The sequence below is a fragment of the Halovivax asiaticus JCM 14624 genome (genome assembly GCF_000337515.1).
GTDB classification, from domain to species: domain Archaea; phylum Halobacteriota; class Halobacteria; order Halobacteriales; family Natrialbaceae; genus Halovivax; species Halovivax asiaticus.
In genome coordinates, this window is record NZ_AOIQ01000014.1 from 73,745 (window position 1) to 92,321 (window position 18,577).

An 18,577-nucleotide genomic window follows, 5' to 3' on the forward strand; every position below is an offset into this window, starting at 1 on the left:
GGTTCGTCCGGTGGCGTGGCGGCTTGGTGCGGAAAATCGTCCGCGAACGGGGACGACGGTACCCGGAGCCCTCAATCCTGGACGGGCGTCTTGACGATCGTCACCGGCCGCTCGGCCATCGAGGTGACCCGCTGGGCGACGCTCCCCAGGAGGCGACGGTATTCACCCGAGCGAGCCTTCGATCCGACGACCGTGAGGTCGACGTCGGCCTCGTCGGTGTAGGCGAGGATCTCCTCGTGGGGAACGCCGCGACGCAGGACGGTTTCGGTCTCGACGCCAGCGTCGGCCGCCCGCTCGGCGATCGACTCGACGGCCTCCCGGCCGGCCTGCTCGAGCGCGTGTTCCAGCCCCTCGAACTCGTGGACGTACTCGTCGCCCGGATACGAGCTGTAGGCCTCGGCGTCGACGACGTACAGCACGTGCAGCGTCGCGTCGGACGCGGCCGCCGAATCGATGGCGTACTCGACAGCGTTGTCGACACCCGAGCTCAGGTCCGTCGTGACCAGGATCGTCTCGTGCATGACGATGTGTTCCTACGACGGACGCCCAAATAGGACTGGGCGGGACTCTCGGCCCGCTGGAGCAGGGGGTGACGTTTATCTTCTCCGGAAGCGTGTCAACACCATGTCTATTGGAACACCATCCCGCCGGCTCCCGACGAGCCAGTTCCTCCTCGGGGCCCTCGTGGTCCTGATCGGCGTCATACTCCTCCTCGAAACGACCGGGCTCGCGCCCACACGAAGCCTCCTGCAGTTCGTCCCGGCATTGTTCATCCTCGTCGGCGTCTGGGCGCTCGTCACCAGTGGCTTCCGCAACTTCGTCGGCCCCCTGGTGCTGATCGGCGTCGCGAGCGGGTGGCAGCTCGTCGCCCTTGGGTACGTCACCGTCGAGCAGGTCGTCGACCTCTGGCCGCTCCTGCTGATCGCGTTCGGCCTGTCCATCGTGCTCGGGCAGTACCGGTCGACCGTGCTCGACGTCGACGATTCGTTCACCTCGGCGTTCGCCGCGTTCGGGGGCGTCGAAAAGCGAAACAGCTCGAGACACTTCGCAGGCGCGGACCTGATCGCCGCGTTCGGCGGTGCTCAGCTCGACCTGCGCGACGCGGCGATCGACGAGCGGCCAGGCCGGATCAACGCCGTCGCCCTCTTCGGCGGCGTGGACATCATCGTCCCCCGCGAGTGGAACGTGCGAATGGACGTCCTGCCCGTACTGGGCGCCGCTACCGACGAGCGGCCCAGGAGCACGGATCCCAACGATGGCGTCGACCTCGTGGTGACCGGCTTCGTCGCCTTCGGCGGCGTCTCCGTCTCGGACTGAGCGACAGCCGATCGCCCGACTCCCGGCGGTCGGGAACGGACCGGACTATCTTTTTGCCAGGCGATCGAACGAGTGCGCGTGAACGAACGGGTCCGGGTGGTGGCGCTCGTCGCAGTCGTCGTGCTCGCGGCGGGGGGGATCGGGGTGCTCTTCAGCGTCGAAACCGGCGCCGAGTCGCCCGAACCCGCGGCATTCGACGACACCGTGACCGTCGGACTCACGTTAGAAGAGCAGTACGAACTGCTCGATCGGCCGAACGTCTCCCTGCCGCGCGTCCAGACCTTCTACTCGCAGTACGAGTACGTCGTCGGCTACTGGGGCGTCGACACCTATCTCGCGACACAGCGCCAGGCGGGCCATCAGGCGCGCTTTGGCTATCCGCTGGCCACCTACGTCACCGATTACGGTGGAACTGGGGTCGAACTCTCCGAGGAAGGCTACCCGGTCGTCGAACACGATCCAGCCTGGATTCCGGCCGATGCGGCGTGGTACGTCCTCGGTAGCGACGCACGAACCCCCGGCGGCGAAACCATCCTCTCGTTCGACGAGCGGGCCGATGCCGAGCGTTTCGCCGCGTCCGCCGGCGGGACGGTCGAGTCCTGGACCCAGCTGACCGACCGGCAGTTCGAACGCGGCGACGCCGATGCAGCCCGCGAGCGCGTCTCCCGGCAGGCGGCCGCGGCGAACGAAACCGTCGCGGACGCCGCGGCCCACGACGACCGCCCCGTCTCGGTCGTCGTCGGCGAGGACGCGGCCACTATCCAGTCGGCGATCGATCGGGCCCCACCGAACACCACCGTCCGCGTCCCCGCGGGGACCTACGACGAGACGCTCACGATCGATCGACCGATCACGCTCGCTGGCGAGGGCGCGGTGACGATCCGCGGCGACGGCAACGGCTCCGTCGTGACGATCACCGAACCCGAAGTCGGCATCCGGAACGTCCTCGTCACGGGGACCGGAACCCGCTCACGCGGCGCGGAGTCGCTCCCCGGCGACGAGGGCGAACATCCGGACGACCGCTCGCTGACGTACTACGGCGGGGCCGACGCGGGCATCAGCGCCCACGTCGCCGACGGCACCTCGATCGCGAACGTCTCCATCGAGACCCGGGCGAACGGGGTCATCCTGCGAGAGAGCCCGGACGTCGTCGTCAGCAACGTCACCGTCACCGAGGCGCCCGACGCCGAGGAGCCCTACGCCGGCCTGCTGGCGTTTTACTCGCCGGCCGTCGTCGAACACTCGACGTTCGTCGGCGGGCGCGACACGATCTATCTGGACGAGTCCGACGGGCTGGTCCTCCGGGAGTCCGACATTCGTGACGGGACCCTCGGACTGCACCTGATGCACACGAACGACGCACTGCTCGCGGACAACCAGGTCCGAAACGTCACGGAGACGGCCATCTACGTCATGACCGGCCCGACGGGAACGGCGGTGGTCGGAAACGATGTTTCCGACGCCGGGATCGGGATTTCCGTCGGTGGAACCCAGTCCTACGTCGCTCGAAACACCGTCACCGACACGGATCTCGGCCTCCGGCTCCTGGCCGAGGGGTCGCTGTACGAGCGAAACGTCCTCGCCGGCAACGACGTCGGCGTTCACGCTGGGGCCGCGCTCCCGACGAACCGCGTCACCGCCAACGACTTCGTCGCCAACGACCGGCACGCGACCGCCGGGCACGGCCCGCTCCGCGTCTGGGCCGACGGCGGCGACGGTAACTTCTGGCAGGGCGCGACGAGTCCGGCCGACGGCACGCCGCCGGGTCGGGCCTACTCGCCGACCGACCCGATCGATCGACGACTCCACACGACGCCGGGGGCCGCCACGCTCGCCCGCGCGCCGGCAGTCGACGCGCTCGCCGGGCTGGAACGATCCGTCTCCGGCATGCGCTCGGGGTCCATCACAGATCCCGCACCGAGCTGCGAGCCGAACAATCCCGACCTGCTCGCCCGGACCGCGTGGGCCGACGAGGCCGTCGCGTGCGACGGAACGGCGGTGACGGAGCCGTGACGACGAGCCACACATGACAGGAAACACACCGGATACGCCACGACCGCCCGATCCGAACGCCAGCGACGGCGAACGGCGACCCGACCGGGCTCGACGATCGATCCTCGAAGCCGAGTCGCTCTCGTTCGCCTACGGCGACGTCGAGATCCTCTCTGACGTCTCACTCAGCGTCGACGCCGCCACAGTGACGGCACTGATCGGGCCGAACGGGACGGGAAAGACGACACTCCTCCGCACGCTGGCCGGACTGGAGGAACCGACGGACGGCGCCGTGCACTACCACGGCCCGAACGTGCCACGCGAGATCGGGTACCTGCCCCAACAACCGGCGTTCAGGCCGGGCTTTACCGTCGCCGAAACGCTCTCGTTCTACGGGTCGCTGGTCGGCGAGTCCCGGGCGGACGTCCTGGCACGACTCGACCGCGTCGGCCTCGGAGACGCGGCGGACAAGCAGGTCGAGGCGCTCTCGGGTGGGATGACGCGGCTGGCCGGGATCGCCCAGGCGACCATCGGCGATCCGCCCGTCGTCGTCCTCGACGAACCCGGCTCCGGCCTCGATCCGGGAATGAGCCGCCGGATCTACGACGTCGCCCGCGAAATCGCCGCCGACGGCACGGCGGTCCTCGTCACGTCCCACGACATGGAACTGGTCGAGCGGTCGGTCGACGTCGTCGCCGTCCTGGCCGACGGCGGCGTCACCGCCAGCGGTCACCCGACGACCCTCGCGGATCGCTTCGACGTCGACTCGTTGCTCGACGTCTACGAGGCGGCGGTCTCGGGTGACTCCTCCAGGGTGCGCGTTCGGGGTGAGACGGCGTGACGGCCGATCGCGCGGACGCCGACATGCCGACGGAATCCGGCCCCACGTCGCACGACCGGCCGACAGCGAACCGGACCGCTGTCGACGAATCGCGCGTTCCGGGGTCGCTCGGCCGCATCGGGCGCGTCGTCGGCCGCGAAGTCCGTACCGTCGCCCGGACCCGGACGTACGTCGTCCTCGCCGCGGCGCTCGCTGCGGTCCTGCTCGGACTCACGGTTACTGGCAGTGCGACGGCGGGGTACGTGCCGACCGTCGCCGACCTCCAGACGCCGCTCGAAGCGCTCGTTCCCGTCGTCGCCGTCGCGTTCGGCTACCGTGCTATCGTGAGCGACGCGGAACGGGGCGAACTCGACGTCCTCGAGACGTACCCGGTCACCGCCTGGGAGCACGTGCTCGGCGTCTACGCGGGCCGTGCCGTCGGCCTCCTGGTCGCGGTCGGTGCGCCCCTCACCCTCGCCGGCGCGGCCGTCGCCGTCTCCCGGGAGGAGCCAGCCGCGATCTACGCGACCCAGCGTGGGGTCGACTCGCCGATCCTGTTCGCTCGCTTCGTCGTCCTCACGGCCGCGTTCGCGCTGGTCGTCCTCGCGGTCGCCATCGCCCTCTCGGCGCTCGCGAACGGTGCCCGGAGCGCGCTCGCGCTCGCTATCGTCGCGCTGGTCGGGCTGCTGGTCGGGCTCGATCTCGCGCTCGTCCTCGGCCTCGTCGAGGGTGTGATCCCGGACGCCGCACTCGTCGACGCGCTCGCGGTGAGTCCGTTGAGCGCCTATCGTGGGCTGGTCTTCGAGACCGTCATCACGACCGCCGCCGGGACCGGCCCGCGGGCGGCCTCGCCGCTCGCCAGCCTCGTCGGGTTCGTCACCTGGCTCGTCGGTTCGCTGGCGATCGCGAGCTGGAGTGTCGGGCGATAGCGGCGATCGGCCCGTTGCTTGGAACTGACTAGCCGCAAAACAGGGACGACTATCGGATCGATTGGCGACGGTTAGCCCATCAACGACTGAATCAGCGTGGGCGAGACGTCCTCGTGATCGTACAGCTCGCCGTCGTACTCGGCCTGGAACGACTCGGCGTCGTCGGCAGTCGAAAAACCGAAGAGCGAGCCGCCCATCGCACCTCCCACGTCGCTGTCGACGACGAGCGTGAGGTCGGCGGCCGGCGCGAACGCGTCGGCGTCGAGGTGTCGACTCATCGTGGGAGCATCGCCGCCGGTGTCGACCGACCAGTCGACGGCCGAGTAATCGGTCAGGTAGCTCACCACCGGCTCCGCCTCGGCCTCGTGATCGAACGTGAAGGTGTAGGTACAGCGGGCGCTGCAGAACTGGGCCGGGCGATCCGTATCGTCATCGGGTCCGAGGACCGCTTCTGGGTCGTCGTAGAACGACTGGCCAGCCGACCCGCCGAAGTTGCCGATACGCATCGTGCAGTTGTCGCAGGCGTGATCCGGGTCGATAGCGATCGGATCAGGTGCGTCAGCGTCTCCATCCGAACTGTCGAGGCAGCCGGCGAGGGCCGAGAAGCCGACCACGGCCGTGCCGGCGAGCACGGCACGTCGGTGGAGATCGTTGTCGGACGACGGCGAGTCGCGTGGACACATGCTGGATGAGGCTACGGTGTCCCGGACAATAGGGTCAGTGTTTCATTCCCACTCAAAAGGAACTAGTCACTGAGCGACGACTCACTCGTGGAATCGACCGCGTCGCCGCGCTCGATCGAGACCGGGGTCGGCTCACCACGATGACTGTCACCAACCGACCGTGCTGCATCACGGGAAGCTCTATCGGACCGATTCGGCCCGGTGGGAACGGCGCCAACGCTTATCTGGGCGGGATTCGCATTAGTCGGCGTGCAAGCCACCACATCGATGCGCCGAGTGACGAACCCGAAGAGGGGCCTCCATGGCCGCGATTGAAACCAGGGGGCTGACGAAGCGGTTCGGCGACGTCGTCGCTGTCTCCGACCTCGACCTCGTCGTCGAGGAGGGCGAGATATTCGGCTTCCTCGGCCCGAACGGGGCCGGCAAGTCGACGACGATCGACATCCTGCTCGACTTCATCAGACCCACGTCGGGAACGGTGACCGTTCTGGGCCACGACGCCCAGTCCGAGGGGCGCGCCGTCCGTCAGCGAACTGGCGTCCTCCCCGACGCCTACCACGTCTACGATCGACTCACCGGTCGCCAGCACGTCGAGTTCGCCCTGGAGATGAAAGGCGTCGACGAGGACCCGGTAGCGCTGCTCGATCGAGTCAACGTCGCCGACGCGGCGGATCGGAAGGCCGGTGGATACTCGAAAGGGATGCGCCAGCGGCTCATCCTCGCGATGGCCCTGGTGGGAGATCCGGACCTGCTCGTCCTCGACGAACCCTCGACCGGGCTGGATCCCAATGGCGCCCGCGAGATGCGCGAGATCATCCGCGAGGAGAACGCCCGCGGAACGACGATCTTCTTCTCGAGTCACATCATGGAGCAAGTCGAAGCCGTCTGCGACCGCGTCGCGATCATCGACCGGGGAGAACTCGTCGCCGTCGACACCATCGACGGACTACGCCACGCGACCGAAACCGGGGAGACGCTGTACGTCTCCGTCACCGAACTCGACGAGGGAGTTCGCGAGGCGGTCGCCGGCCTCGACGGCGTCGGGTCGGCCGCGATCGACGACGGCCAGCTCCGACTCACGATCACGGGTGGTTCGAAGTTCGCCGTCCTCGAATCCGTCGACGAGATCGCTGCCGTCCAGGACTTCTCGGTGATCGAGTCGTCGCTCGAGGACCTCTTCGTCCGCTACACGACCGAGACCCAGGAGGTGGACGCGTGACCTGGCGCATCGTCGCGAAGAAGGACTTCCGCGACGCCGTCCAGTCGCGGGCACTGTGGGCGCTCGTGGCCGTCTTCGTGATCGTCTCGGTCCTCTCTTCGTTCGCATACGTCGAGGCGCCCGAACTGTTCGGCGAGCCCGGCGGCGCGACGTTCGGCGGCCTCCTCTTTTTCACCGCCGGAATCGCCAGCTTGTTCGTCCCGATCGCCGCCATCGTCGGCTGTTACAAGTCCGTCGCCGGCGAGCGCGAGCTCGGGAGTATCAAGCTGCTGTGCTCGCTGCCCACCACGCGGGCCGACGTGTTCGCGGGGAAGGTGCTCGGCAGGGCCGCAGTCCTCGGGTTCGGTCTCGGCGTCGGGCTGATCGTCGGCCTCGGATTCGGGGCGGCGATGCTCGGCGCACTCGATGTCGTCGCCGCGATCACGTTCCTGTTCGTGACGCTCGCGTTCGTCGCCGTCTACGCCACGATCGTCGTCGGACTCTCCGCGACGACGGGGTCGACGAGCCGGGCGACGACGCTCGCGCTCGGCTTCTTCGTCGTCTTCGAACTGCTGTGGGACGCCGTCGTCCTGGGAATCCTCTACGTCGCCGGCGGCTTCTCGATGCCGAACCCCGCGACGATGCCGGAGTGGGCCTTCACGGTGTCACAGATCCCACCCTCGGCCGCGTACTTCTCGAGTATCGTCGCCCTGTTGCCCGACCTCGCCTCGCGGGCGAACGCCGAACCCGCACAGGCCGGCACCGAAGCGGGCGCCGCCGGCGGGGAGTCGTTCTTCGCGTCCCCGGAGATCGGGTTCGTCGTCCTCGCGTGCTGGCTGGTCCTCCCGCTCGTCGTCGGTTACGTCCGGTTCGACACCGCCGACCTCTAGCCGTCACGCCTGGCAGGGAGACACACGGCCGAACACGTTCGCCACGTTCTACGGCCCTGGGAACGGTGATCACCCGTTAAGCCCGCGGATACCGACTAGCCGGATATGACGGGGTACCAGGCCACGATCGTCGTCGACGACCCGGGCGGCTGTCCGGTCGCGGTCGCGGCGGACGAACTCGACGCGCCGGTCGACTCGATCTCACGGTCGTCGACGCGCGACGCGGAGACGGTCGTCGAAGAGTTCACCGTACAGGACCCGGACGGCTCGCTCGCCGGCGACGCCGGTGAGACGGACGCTTTCGAGCGGCCGGAATCCGACGAACACACCCGCGATCGAGGCCACGACGTCGCCTTGCAGACAGTCGCGGCGACCGATGCGGAGCGAACGTACCGGTTCGAGCGCGACTGGTCGACGGCCTGCGTCTGCGAAGTCGTCGAACACGGCGGGAACCCGGTCTCGTCGCTGCGTGCGCGAGACGGCGCCCTGCACGTCACGGTGAACGCGCCGGACGTCGACGCCCTCTCGGAGACGATCACCGACCTCAACGCCCAGTTCGGCGGGGTCAGCCTGCAGGAACTGACCGAGAGCGACGGGAGCGGTGGGAGCGATCCCGTCCTGGTCGATCGGGCCCGCCTCACCGACAGACAGCGCCAGGTCGTCGAGACGGCCCACGAGATGGGCTACTTCGAGTATCCGAAAGGCGCGAACGCGGGAGAGGTGGCCGAAGAACTGCTGATCAGCGGCTCGACGTTCGCCGAACACCTCGCCGCCGCCCAGTCGAAACTGCTGCGCGCGATTCTCGACGACTGACGAGGACGCGAGTGACGAGGACAGCGGCCGCCGCAGATAGCTCCGGCGGTAGCTGTGGGGCGGACCCTGTCGATTACGCTGCCGACCCGTCTGATGCTGCCAATCGCAAGCACCCCAGTCACTGAGAACGGAGGAGGCGTCAACCGAGGGCAACTCAGTCGCTCGCCGACGATGCTGTCCCACCCTCGTCCCACGGTAACGGCCCGTCGTACCCCGCGGGAACGTACGGACAGAGGGGGTCGCTCGCGAGGGGGTCGCCCGTCGCCGCGTAGGCTCGCGAGCGACTGCCGCCACAGAGTGCGCGGAACTCGCAGGCACCGCACTTGCCCCTGTAGCGGTCGCGATCGCGAAGCGAGCGGAACAGGTCGCTCTCGCGGTAGAGTTCGGTGACGGGCGTCTCCCGGACGTTTCCGGCGGATTCCGGGAGGAAGCCCGACGGATAGACCTCGCCGGTGTGACTGACGAAGCAGAAGCCGTCGCCGGCGACGATGCCGGTGCGGCGGGTGACACCGGCGGGCGGGCCGCCAGATCGCTGGCCGATTTCGTCACGGTCTCGGTCGTCACTATCACGCTCGCCATCCGCGGTAGCCCGTCCGCCGGCAGCACCCCTGTCTCCACCACCATTCCGTCCGTGCTGGGCCACGACACGCCGATACATCGGCGCTTCGGTCGTCTTGAGACCGAACGACTCCTCCCGACTGACCGCGTGGAGCCACTCCATCACCGCCTCGGCACGCTCGGGCGAGATAGGATCCAGCACGCGGCCCCGTCCCACGGGGACGAGGAAGAAGACGCTCCACATGACCGCGTCCAGTTCCCGGACGACGTCGCGGATCGCCGGGAGGTCGGTCACGGTCTGGGCGCAGACGGTGGTGTTGATCTGCAGCGGGACGCCGGCCTCGCGCGCCTCTTCGGCGGCCCGGATGGTCTCCGCGAAGCTACCCGCTTCGCCGCGGAATGCGTCGTGGCGCTCGGGCGAGGCACCGTCGAGACTGACCGCCATCCGACGCAACCCGGCATCGGCCAGGTCGCCGATGGCGTCCGCGGTGAGCGAGGTCGTCCCGCTCGGCGTGATCGTCATGCGGAGGCCCCGATCCGTGCCGTAGGCGACGAGGTCGGCCACGTCGTCGCGGACGAGTGGGTCGCCACCGGAGAGGACGACGAGCTGGCCCTCACCGAAGGCGGCCGCGTCGTCGAGTAACGCCTTCCCCTCGGCGGTGGAGAGCTCGTCGGGATGGCGCGTCGGGTCCGCCTCGGCCCGGCAATGCTCACACGCCAGGTCACAGGCCTGGGTCAGTTCCCAGATGAGCACGAGCGGGCGATCGGCCGTGTCCAGCGATCCGGTGGTCATCGAGCCGAGGTCGACACGCCACCGACCTATATCGAGGTGGCTCGTCCCAGTTCGCTGGAAGGCGGGCGAACTGGTTCGGGATGCGAAACAGATGCGTCGATAGATCCGGACTGTGCCCGGTCAGCCCTCAGTCCGACTTCTCGAGCATCTTCTTGTACTTCTCGTACTTGCGCTTGTGACGCATCATCTTCTTGCGGATCTCCTTCTTCGGCGGTTTCGGCGCGGGCGGCTCCGGCGGCTCCGGCGGTTCCGGCGGCATCGGTTCTGCACACGGCGCGTCGAGCGCCATGACGTCCATATTGAACAACGTCTCCGTCTGATACGTAATTACGAGATGAGACGGATCAAGGTCGCCTGGAAGCGGGATGGAAGCAACGCCGTCCGCATCAACCGGAACAGTATACGTTTGGACGAGCTCGGAGGCGAATGTAAGCCGGACGGAGAGCTCGTCGCCTTCGGGGATGTCCAGGGTCGCGATCGTAATCTCGTCGCATGTAATGTCGATGGCCTCGAGGTGTGGGTCCGGCGTCGGCGGTGGCGACGGCTCGGCGCACGGTGGATCTTGCGGCGGCAGTTCTTGGTGATAGAGGACCGTATCACCGATCGACAGTACGAGGTGTGCCGGGTTGAGGTCGCCGGGGAGGTCGAACGTCGCCGAATCGTCCGTGACCGTCGTCTCGTAGGTCTCCTCGGATTCCATCCCATCTCCGTCTAAGAATACCACCGTGGCAGTGATCGGCGTTCCGTCCGCAACGTTCTCGGTGGTCACGGTGAGCTGATCGCACGTGACGTCTACCGCCGTCACCGCGTGCGTCGGGTCGCCACCACAGCTGTAGAACGTCGCGTTGGAGATATCCGGTGAGCCGGGCGGCAGGCAAAACGTGGTGTTTCCGTTCACAGGGGCGACGTAGCAGCCAGTGCCGGCTTTGAGCGTCACGTAGTCTGCGCCGTCCGGGATGGTATCCGGTGTGAAACACGATCCAGTCAGACCCATAACGATCGGATACAGCGGGTTGACATCTTCGGCCTGGCACTCGTCCTCGACGCAAGCAATACACTGTTGAACCTGGGGCCCACCGGCGAACGTCCCGCAAAACGTCGCGAAGACGCTCCCGTTCGGATCCGCTTGCGCGCTCACCGACCGCGCCCCCAGGCCACTCAGTCCGACCCCCCCGATCGCTCCGGCCGCACCCGCCGCGCCGATTGCCTGCAGGTACGTTCGACGCTTGACGTCCCCGTCTGCCTCCTGGTTCGTACCGCCGTCGTCGCCAGCGGACTGGCCGGTGTCTGTCGCCGGTGGATCGTCGCGGGCCGGTCGTCGCTCGTCGGTGCCCGAACTGGGTGAGTCATCGGAATCGGTCCCCGGCGGCCGGGTGGAATCGCGATCTGTCATCGTGTGCGGCTGAGACCGCCATACCGACCGGTATAGTTACCGTCCGATTGGCCGGACAGGCACGCGGCGCCGGGGACATCGAGCCGTGAGATCGCAATCGCGGCGGGAAGCTGGAGCCGACGGGACACAGCCAGTGTCGGGACGGAACGAGAATCGCACGCTTGGGCACCGTGTGGCAAAAACAACGGCCGAATCACACTTGAGCGGCGCGGGTTGGCGACTGTACGAAATCGTTAGTCCCGACCCGACGGTGTTGGGTCGCGTTACGCCGGTCGAGTGCAGGTGTACGTTCACGGTACCGTGGAAACCGGCCCAGCAGGTCTCGCTGGCGACTCAGTTCGGTCGCCCCGCCGAGTACCGTCGATCTGTCGTGTACCGACGACTTGCCAGTCAGGACACCTGCACGCGGGTCACGTGACCGCCACACCCGCACTGATCGACGTAGCGCCACTCGAGCGACGGCGTCTCGGCCGCGTCGTCGTACGTCGACAGTTCCGGCCAGAGGTAGCCCTCGGGGTGACCGTGGTCGGCGTGCGTGACGAGGTTGACGTGATAGCCCGCCGCCGTCGCCTCGACGGCGTCGATCGCCTCCGCGACGACGAGGTCGGGGTCGTCGGCGTGGCGCGGTTCTTCGAGATTGGCCGACCAGGAGTTCTCGTGGACGCGTCTGGTGATCGGTTCGCGGTCCTCGCCGGCCGCGTCGTCGGACCCGTCGTCGGTCGTCCGCGTTCCGGTTCCGCTCACTCGTTTCTGGGCGTTGCTCATACGATCAACTAGGCGACCTGCGTCCCTCCTCGTATCCCCGAACATATTCGCTTGGGCAGACGATTCCCGATGTTCGCCCCAGCCAGTCCACTCCAGGCCACCTCGGCTCGGAGCCCCGGCGTGGCGTCCGCGACAGTCCGAATATGTTCGCGACGAGAGGGAGGGACGCGGCGCCTCAAGGTCGTGTATGGCCGCGATACTCGGGGAGGTCGACACCGATGGGGGACCGCCGCTCGCGATCCCGATCCGGCACTTCGTCGTCGGTTTCGGCTTCCTGCTCGCCGGCGCGCTCGTCGGCGCTGCGACGGGACTCGACCGCGTTCCCTGGACCGGGACGCTCGCGCACGTCCACCTGCTGCTGGTCGGCTGGGTCTGCGTGACGATCATGGGCGCGATGGTCCAGTTCGTTCCCGTCTGGTCGAACGCGACGCTTCACTCCCGGCGACTCGCCGCCGCACAACTCCCGCTGGTCGCCACCGGGCTCGTCGCCTTCGCCACGGCGCTGCTCACCGAACGGCTGGCCCTGCTCCCCGTCGGCGGGACGCTCATGCTGGCCGGGTTCTGGGTCTTCGCGTACAACATCGGACGAACGCTCCTCACTGTCCGACCGTGGGACGTCACGGAGCGCCACTTCGCACTCGCGTTAGGATTTTTCCTCGCGCTCACGACCCTCGGCCTCGCGCTGGCTGTCGACTTCACGCGACCCGTCTTCGTCGACCTGCCGGTCACCCGGATGAGCGTGATCGACGCCCACGTCACACTCGCGATCTTCGGCGCCGTCCTCACGACCGTCCTCGGGGCGCTCTACCAGCTGGGGACGATGTTCACCCAGACGGAACTCCACGGCGTCGATGGCTGGATCCGCCGGTTCGAGACGGTGGCCTATCCGGTCGGCGTGCTCGCGCTGGCGGGTGGCCGGCTGTTCGAACACGCGCCGCTGGCTCGCGTCGGGGGCGTGCTGGTCGCCGTCGCCGTGGGCGCCTACGGCGTCTTGCTCGCTCGCCGCCTCGTCGAGACGCAGGTCGCGTGGACGCCGATGCTCACCCGTTACGCCGTCGTCGCCGGTGCCATGCTCGCCTGGGCACTCCTCGCGATTCCCGCGTGGATCGACGACCCGCTCACGTACACGATGCGCTACGGCGCACCGGGAAGCGTCCACCTGCTCGCGTTCGGCCTCGTCGGCTTCGTCGTCCTCGGGACGCTCTACCACGTCGTTCCGTTCATCGTCTGGGTCGAACGCTACAGCGACCGGCTGGGGCTCGAACCCGTACCCATGATCGACGACCTCTACGACGACCGTCTCGCCGCCGCTGACGCCGTCGCCCTTGGCGGAGGGACCGCCGCACTCGTCGCGAGCGATTTCCTCACCCTGCCGGAGGGTGTTGCGACCGCGGGCGGGATCACCGTCGGCGTCGGCGCCGCGCTCTTCGTCGCGAACATGGGCCTGGTGCTGTACCGCCACAGTCCCGACGGCCTCGGCCAGATCCTGTTCGGCGAACGCCTCGCTCGCTCGGCGGAGTGAGCCGGTCAGTCCCCGCCACGACGCTCGTTGGCGACCCGCTCACCCACCGCTATCGCCCGCCGGACAGACGGCCCGATCGCGGTCGTGCGAGCAGCGCACGATGTGGGATCAGAACGAAGACTGCAACGCTCCGCCTCAGAACGGCGCATCGACGTCTCGCTGACGGTCTGTCGACTGGTCGTACATCCCGTCCATTCCGGTCTCGCCGGGCGCCATCCCATCGTCGGTGCCTCCATCCACGTCGCCGGCCTCGACGCTCACCGACGTGTCGCCCGTCTCCAGATACGCCGCCTCCATCGCGGCGAGTTCCTCGTTGATCGACTCGCTCTTGTGATGCATCGGGTGGGCCCGCACGCGGACGAGATCGTACTCGTGGCGATCGGCGAGCCCGTTCCACGCCCGGAACGAGCCGATGGCGAGCGTGTGACACTGCGGGCAGAAGGGCGTCGTCGGCGTAAACTCCGCGCGGAGGACGGATAGTTCGCCAGTCGGGAACGAGTCGTCGAGGCGGCGGGAGGCGGCGCGGTGGCACGAGTCGTCAGCATTGGACGGATCTCCGTCGGCGACGAGCGCCGTCGGGTCCAGTTGCTCCCGAGCGTAGCGATAGCCGGCGTCGGGGTGGCGCGTATCGAGGTTCAGCCGGGCGAGGTTGTAGTTGAACGTCATGTCGTAGACGCCGCGCTCCTCGAAGAGCTCGCGCGTGAGTCGGTGGAAGGCGAGGTGGTCGTCACCGGTCAACACGGACAGTCCCGCCAGAAAGGGCCCGGGTTGGGGGATCGTGTCCGGGACGAACTCGTCGTAGTCGTCGAAGAGGCCACCGTCGTCGCCCCTGGCGAACGGATTGGCAAATCCAGCCATACGGAGACGGACGAGCCGAAGCCTGCTACCGGTGGTGACGAACATGTTCGCGGCCAGTACCGCAGTCGAGCGCGAGCGTCCGCTGGAAGCGTATATGGGTCGGAAACGGACGTCGTCCGAGGGCGACCCTTCGCTGGGAACAGACGTCGACCGAGAGCGGCCCGCCGGAGACGGCGCCGCGCCGACGCCGCTCAGGCGTGGGTGATCGCGACGTGCCACTCGTCGTCGGCGACCTGCGTCGTCTCGTGGTCGAACCCGCGTTTCGAGAGCACCGCGTACAGCGGCTTCGGCTCGAAGTGATTGATCAGCAGGAACGTCTCGTCGGGGTCGAGCGCGTCGAGTTCCGCGGTGATGTCGGCAAACGGTTCGCCGTCGATCTCGCGGGCGTCGAGCGTGCGGTCGGCCTGGACTGTCGCCATAGCTGTTCGTCCGGTGTCCGGCGGGGTGGCCCTTCCGCCGATCATATTCGCCTCGAAGGCGTCCAGGGTGGCCACCATCGACGACGGCCTCGAGACCGGGGACGCCGGCGAACGCGCGTACCAATGGCGCGCGGACCGACGACGCGCACCGTGATCCGAACAGGTTCGGCGACACGGTTGTCCGCCCACCCACCATTTTTCGGGGTACCAATGACCGGCGACGAGCGGCTGCGGGCGACGGTGTCGGCGCTCGACGACCCGACCTGTCGAGCAATCCTCGAGGCGCTCGACGAACCGACGGCCGCCGCCACGCTCGCGGAGCGCTGTGACGTCTCTTCCTCGACAGTGTACCGAAAACTCGAGCGACTCCAGCGTGCCGGCCTCGTCGAACGTCGCGTCGTGATCCGAGCCGATTTCAGCCAGACCGTCAGGTACGCCACGACGTTCGACGAGATTTCGATCGGCGTCGACGACCTTCGAGCCGCCCAGCTCGCCGCAGACGGGCGGTGAGGCAGGGTAGCGGTAGCGAGATCGTGACGGTGGCTCGGTCGATCAGAAGACGGCCGCGGCGTGGAGGGGAGTAGCGACTGGCGGAGAGCAGCGTCAGAAAGTGACCGTGCGTGTGTGCAGATTGAGCCCGAGAATCCGGCGGGTGGTTAGCTAGGCGACTCAGGCCCGTTCCCGTTCGAGTCACCCGTTATCGCCCAGACGACGATCGCACCGAGTATCGCGACGCCGATGATCGCCGTCTGGAGGAGCGACAGGTCGATGCCGACCCAGGCGGCGACCGTCCGGAGTTCTACGATGAACGGCACGGCCAGCACGAGCACGACGAGCAACAGGGCAGGGTCGATCCGCATCAGCGGCCCACCACCCACTCGACGAGGCCGCCGATCGTGTCGATCGGCGGCAAGACGCGGGTAATGCCGTCGATACCGGGCCCGAAGAGCCCGCCACGCTGGACGATCGCCGCCAGCGGGAGCGAGTACGCGAGGACGATCAAGACGAGCGCGATCGCCGTCCAGAGTTTGAGGTTGTCGAGGATCGCCGGCGAGTGCTCCGGGCCGGAGAGGGTGCCGGCGTAGGAGTTATCCGGGACTTCGCCGCGATCGCCGAGCATCGTCATGACGATCGTGACGAGGAAGATGATCGTCGAGATCGCGAGCAGGGTCCCGCCGAGGACGACCTGGGCGTCCAGTTCGCCGACGCTGCCGATGGCGCCCTCGAACGCAAAGTTCTCGTACTGCGGTTCGGCCGTGCGACGCGGGACGCCGAGCAGGCCGGCACGGTGCATCGCGTTCGACATGAACACCATCCCGAGGAACCAGAGGAGGACCTGGACGAGTCCCGCCGTCCGATTCCACAGCGGCTTGCCGGTCACCTGCGGGATGAACCAGTACGAGCCGGCCATGAACGTCAGCGCGACCGCGGTGCCGACGGTGAGGTGGAAGTGACCGACGATCCAGAACGTGTTGTGCACGAGGTAGTTGATGTTCATCCCCGCGTTGATCATGCCGGAGAAGCCGGCCGCGGCGAACAACAGGCCCGAGAGCGCCATGCCCGTAAAGACGGGATCACGCCACGGGAGTTTCCCGAGCCAGCGGAGTTTGCCCGTCCCGCCGCGCTGGCGGGCGCCGTGTTCCATGCTCGCGACGACGGTGAAGGCCGTCAGCAGGCTCGGCAGCAGGAGGAACATCGTATTCACCATGACGATGAACTTGAATCCCTCCGCAATGCCGGGGTCCATGTACTGGTGGTGGATCCCGGTCGGCGTCGAGAGAAGCAAGAAGAGCACGAAGACGACGCGGGCGAGCGGATCGCTGAACAGTTTGCCGCCCGAGAGCTTCGGCAGCAGGATGTACCACAGCATGTACGCCGGCATCAGCCAGAAGTAGACGACTGCGTGGCCGAAGAACCAAAAGAGCGTCCGGGTGAGCAGCGGATTGACCGAGTCGACGATCCCGAGCGACCACGGGAGCAAGAAGACGACGATGGCGATGGCGACGCCTGCCGAGGAGAGCCACCAGAACAGCATCGTCGTCAGCGCCATGAACGCCGGCAGCGGCGTCCGCTCGTCCGGGTTATCCCGCTTCCAGGCCCAGTACGTGCGGAACCAGTCGTAGCCGGCGATCCACGTGCCGATCACGAAGATGGCCAGCCCGAGGTAAAAGAGCGGGTGTGCCTGCAACGGCGCGTAGAAGGTGAATAGTACGCTCGCCGACAGTTCCTCACCTAACAGCGTCGGCGGTTCGGTGAGAAAGCCGGCGAAGATGGCGACGACCGCCATGAGCGCACCGACGACCATCGTGCCGTACCAGCCCCACGCGAAGCGCATGCTGGGGAGGTTCCGATCGAGGCTGGTGGTGATCCCCCAGGTGAACAGGGCCACCAGGAAGAAGATGGTGAACGTCAGCGCCAGCAACACTCCGTGAGCTGTCAGTGCGGTGTAGTAATCAGCCGAGGAGAGCACGCGGACCATCCCGGTCCGGTGGAGCACCTGGAGCAATCCAAAGGTGGCCCCGACCGCCAGTGCGAGGAACGCGGAGACCATCGCGGCCTTCACGAGGCGCGCTTCCTCGGGGAACTGATCGATGTAGGACGTCACTGGCCGTCACCTCCGTCGTACTGGTCTTCGGGAACGACCTCGACCGTCCCTTCCATGTTGTGATGGTCGAAGCCGCAGTACTCGTTACAGAGCAGACCGTACGTCTCCGGTTCGTCGAACTCGACGGTGAGTTCCGCGACTTCACCCGGGATGACCATCGTATTGACGTTCGTCCCCGGGATGGAGAAGCCGTGAATCACGTCGCTGCTGGTCACGTAGAACGTGACCGTGCTGTTGGCGGGAACCCGAATCGGGTCGAACCCGCGCTGGTCGGAGCCGGGTCTGAAGAAGAACGCGGAGGCGATGACGTTCACCTCGTACTCGTTCTCACCCACTTGCTCGACGCCCGGGTCGCCGAACCGTTCGTGATCGGCGAGGTTGTTCGGATCGACGGTACCGCCGGAGTCGTCGATCATCTCGACGCCCGCACCCACCGTGCCGTACGTCACCGTCGCGATGAAGAACACGATCAGGACCAGCGCGGCGCCGAGCCAGGCCTTCTCGTAGGTGTGAATGTCCATCAGCCGATCACCCCAACGACTGTCGGTCCATTGCCGAGGAACTCCACGAAGTACGTGAAGAGCCACATGCCGACGAGGATCAGAAAGTACAGCGTGATCAGGACAGCCGTCCCGATCGGATCGAACTCGTCGTGCGTGAGTTCCCGTTCGATAGCGCTATCCGGCGGCGTGCCAGGCGGGTCGGTTGGCTGGCTCATGTGTAGGGGGTGGAATAGAACCGAGATGAACGGACATCCCCGTTCCACGTCTCTGGGAATTCAAGCCAATATTAATAAAAGCCCGTGCCAAGTTGGCGTATGGATTTCGAATCGCTCGCCCCGCGAGTCGTCACGACGATCGCCGTCGCCGCACTCGTCCCCGCGCTCTGGTACGTCCTCGGCCGCCCGAGCACCGTCAGCGCCGTCGCGGCGGTCAACGTCCTGCTCATCGCCGGTTCGCTCTGGATCGCGATGGGACCGACCGGCGCCAGTACGGCCGAGCCTGCTCACTGAACCCGCCGGC

At 67.4% G+C, this 18,577-nt stretch carries 20 protein-coding genes and 1 pseudogene; 10 read left to right on the forward strand and 11 right to left on the reverse strand.

All coding sequences use genetic code 11. From position 1 onward, the window contains the following. Positions 1–71: 71 nt before the first annotated feature. Positions 72–521, reverse strand: coding sequence for a universal stress protein (locus tag C479_RS07945; protein ID WP_007700638.1), 450 nt, complete (start codon positions 519–521; stop codon positions 72–74). 103 nt (positions 522–624) lie between these two features. Here C479_RS07945 and C479_RS07950 point away from each other — a divergent pair, with 103 nt between their 5' ends. The 4 genes from C479_RS07950 to C479_RS07965 all read left to right on the forward strand — a co-directional run bounded on the left by C479_RS07950 (position 625) and on the right by C479_RS07965 (position 5,058). Beyond that, entirely contained in the window at positions 625–1,317 is a 693-nt protein-coding gene (locus C479_RS07950) for a LiaF transmembrane domain-containing protein (RefSeq protein WP_007700640.1), read from the forward strand. A 78-nt stretch (positions 1,318–1,395) separates the two neighbouring features. Beyond that, entirely contained in the window at positions 1,396–3,330 is a 1,935-nt protein-coding gene (locus C479_RS07955; RefSeq protein WP_007700642.1) for a right-handed parallel beta-helix repeat-containing protein, read from the forward strand. Positions 3,331–3,343: 13 nt separating this feature from the next. Continuing rightward, positions 3,344–4,150 (forward strand): ABC transporter ATP-binding protein, encoded by an 807-nt coding sequence (locus C479_RS07960; protein ID WP_007700643.1) that lies wholly within the window; start codon positions 3,344–3,346, stop codon positions 4,148–4,150. Then, on the forward strand, positions 4,147–5,058 hold the full coding sequence (locus C479_RS07965; RefSeq protein ID WP_007700644.1) for an ABC transporter permease: 912 nt from the start codon (positions 4,147–4,149) through the stop codon (positions 5,056–5,058). The genes C479_RS07960 and C479_RS07965 overlap by 4 nt, the downstream gene beginning before the upstream one ends. A 71-nt stretch (positions 5,059–5,129) precedes the next feature. Here the strand turns inward: C479_RS07965 and C479_RS07970 are convergent, their stop codons facing one another. Beyond that, complete coding sequence (locus C479_RS07970; RefSeq protein ID WP_007700645.1) at positions 5,130–5,741, reverse strand: nitrous oxide reductase accessory protein NosL; 612 nt, start codon at positions 5,739–5,741, stop codon at positions 5,130–5,132. A 301-nt stretch (positions 5,742–6,042) separates the two neighbouring features. Here C479_RS07970 and C479_RS07975 point away from each other — a divergent pair, with 301 nt between their 5' ends. The 3 genes from C479_RS07975 to C479_RS07985 all read left to right on the forward strand — a co-directional run bounded on the left by C479_RS07975 (position 6,043) and on the right by C479_RS07985 (position 8,642). After that, entirely contained in the window at positions 6,043–6,960 is a 918-nt protein-coding gene (locus tag C479_RS07975) for an ABC transporter ATP-binding protein (protein WP_007700646.1), read from the forward strand. Then, positions 6,957–7,829, forward strand: a complete 873-nt coding sequence (locus C479_RS07980; protein WP_007700647.1) for an ABC transporter permease subunit — start codon at positions 6,957–6,959, stop codon at positions 7,827–7,829. The genes C479_RS07975 and C479_RS07980 overlap by 4 nt, the downstream gene beginning before the upstream one ends. 105 nt (positions 7,830–7,934) lie before the next feature. Continuing rightward, positions 7,935–8,642: a helix-turn-helix domain-containing protein gene (locus C479_RS07985; RefSeq protein ID WP_007700657.1), complete on the forward strand. Its 708-nt coding sequence runs from the start codon at positions 7,935–7,937 to the stop codon at positions 8,640–8,642. Positions 8,643–8,796: 154 nt separating this feature from the next. Here the strand turns inward: C479_RS07985 and C479_RS07990 are convergent, their stop codons facing one another. From C479_RS07990 to C479_RS08000, 3 genes are all read right to left on the reverse strand, one after another. Beyond that, positions 8,797–9,993, reverse strand: coding sequence for a TIGR04053 family radical SAM/SPASM domain-containing protein (locus C479_RS07990; RefSeq protein ID WP_007700670.1), 1,197 nt, complete (start codon positions 9,991–9,993; stop codon positions 8,797–8,799). A gap of 127 nt (positions 9,994–10,120) precedes the next feature. Beyond that, entirely contained in the window at positions 10,121–11,386 is a 1,266-nt protein-coding gene (locus tag C479_RS07995; protein WP_007700673.1) for a hypothetical protein, read from the reverse strand. A gap of 390 nt (positions 11,387–11,776) precedes the next feature. Further along, positions 11,777–12,151 carry a CGCGG family putative rSAM-modified RiPP protein gene (locus C479_RS08000; RefSeq protein WP_007700676.1) on the reverse strand — a complete coding sequence of 125 codons (375 nt, stop codon included), beginning with the start codon at positions 12,149–12,151 and terminating at the stop codon, positions 11,777–11,779. A 187-nt stretch (positions 12,152–12,338) separates the two neighbouring features. On the opposite strand from C479_RS08000, the gene C479_RS08005 reads away from it, so the two are divergent. Beyond that, on the forward strand, positions 12,339–13,673 hold the full coding sequence (locus tag C479_RS08005) for a hypothetical protein (RefSeq protein WP_007700680.1): 1,335 nt from the start codon (positions 12,339–12,341) through the stop codon (positions 13,671–13,673). A 135-nt stretch (positions 13,674–13,808) separates the two neighbouring features. Here C479_RS08005 and C479_RS08010 read toward each other — a convergent pair whose 3' ends face one another. Continuing rightward, positions 13,809–14,531: a hypothetical protein gene (locus C479_RS08010; RefSeq protein ID WP_049907203.1), complete on the reverse strand. Its 723-nt coding sequence runs from the start codon at positions 14,529–14,531 to the stop codon at positions 13,809–13,811. 191 nt (positions 14,532–14,722) lie between these two features. Then, complete coding sequence (locus tag C479_RS08015; RefSeq protein ID WP_049907204.1) at positions 14,723–14,950, reverse strand: DUF2249 domain-containing protein; 228 nt, start codon at positions 14,948–14,950, stop codon at positions 14,723–14,725. Between the two features lie 210 nt (positions 14,951–15,160). On the opposite strand from C479_RS08015, the gene C479_RS08020 reads away from it, so the two are divergent. Next, positions 15,161–15,460 carry a winged helix-turn-helix domain-containing protein gene (locus C479_RS08020; protein ID WP_007700688.1) on the forward strand — a complete coding sequence of 100 codons (300 nt, stop codon included), beginning with the start codon at positions 15,161–15,163 and terminating at the stop codon, positions 15,458–15,460. Positions 15,461–15,606: 146 nt separating this feature from the next. Here C479_RS08020 and C479_RS08025 read toward each other — a convergent pair whose 3' ends face one another. The 4 genes and pseudogenes from C479_RS08025 to C479_RS08040 all read right to left on the reverse strand — a co-directional run bounded on the left by C479_RS08025 (position 15,607) and on the right by C479_RS08040 (position 18,273). Then, entirely contained in the window at positions 15,607–15,810 is a 204-nt protein-coding gene (locus C479_RS08025; protein ID WP_049907166.1) for a hypothetical protein, read from the reverse strand. Then, positions 15,810–17,501, reverse strand: coding sequence for a b(o/a)3-type cytochrome-c oxidase subunit 1 (locus C479_RS08030; protein WP_241430178.1), 1,692 nt, complete (start codon positions 17,499–17,501; stop codon positions 15,810–15,812). The genes C479_RS08025 and C479_RS08030 overlap by 1 nt, the downstream gene beginning before the upstream one ends. Before the next feature lie 68 nt (positions 17,502–17,569). Next, positions 17,570–18,076, reverse strand: a pseudogene (locus tag C479_RS08035) (cytochrome c oxidase subunit II); the annotation flags it as partial. Continuing rightward, the gene (locus C479_RS08040; RefSeq protein WP_007700699.1) at positions 18,076–18,273 is read right to left on the reverse strand and encodes a hypothetical protein; all 198 of its coding nucleotides are present in this window, start codon (positions 18,271–18,273) and stop codon (positions 18,076–18,078) included. The pseudogene C479_RS08035 and the gene C479_RS08040, both read right to left, overlap by 1 nt. A gap of 99 nt (positions 18,274–18,372) precedes the next feature. Between C479_RS08040 and C479_RS08045 the strand changes: the two genes are divergently transcribed. Further along, a complete protein-coding gene (locus tag C479_RS08045; RefSeq protein ID WP_007700702.1) occupies positions 18,373–18,567 on the forward strand; it encodes a hypothetical protein in 195 nt (64 codons plus the stop codon). The last annotated feature ends 10 nt before the right edge of the window (positions 18,568–18,577 follow it).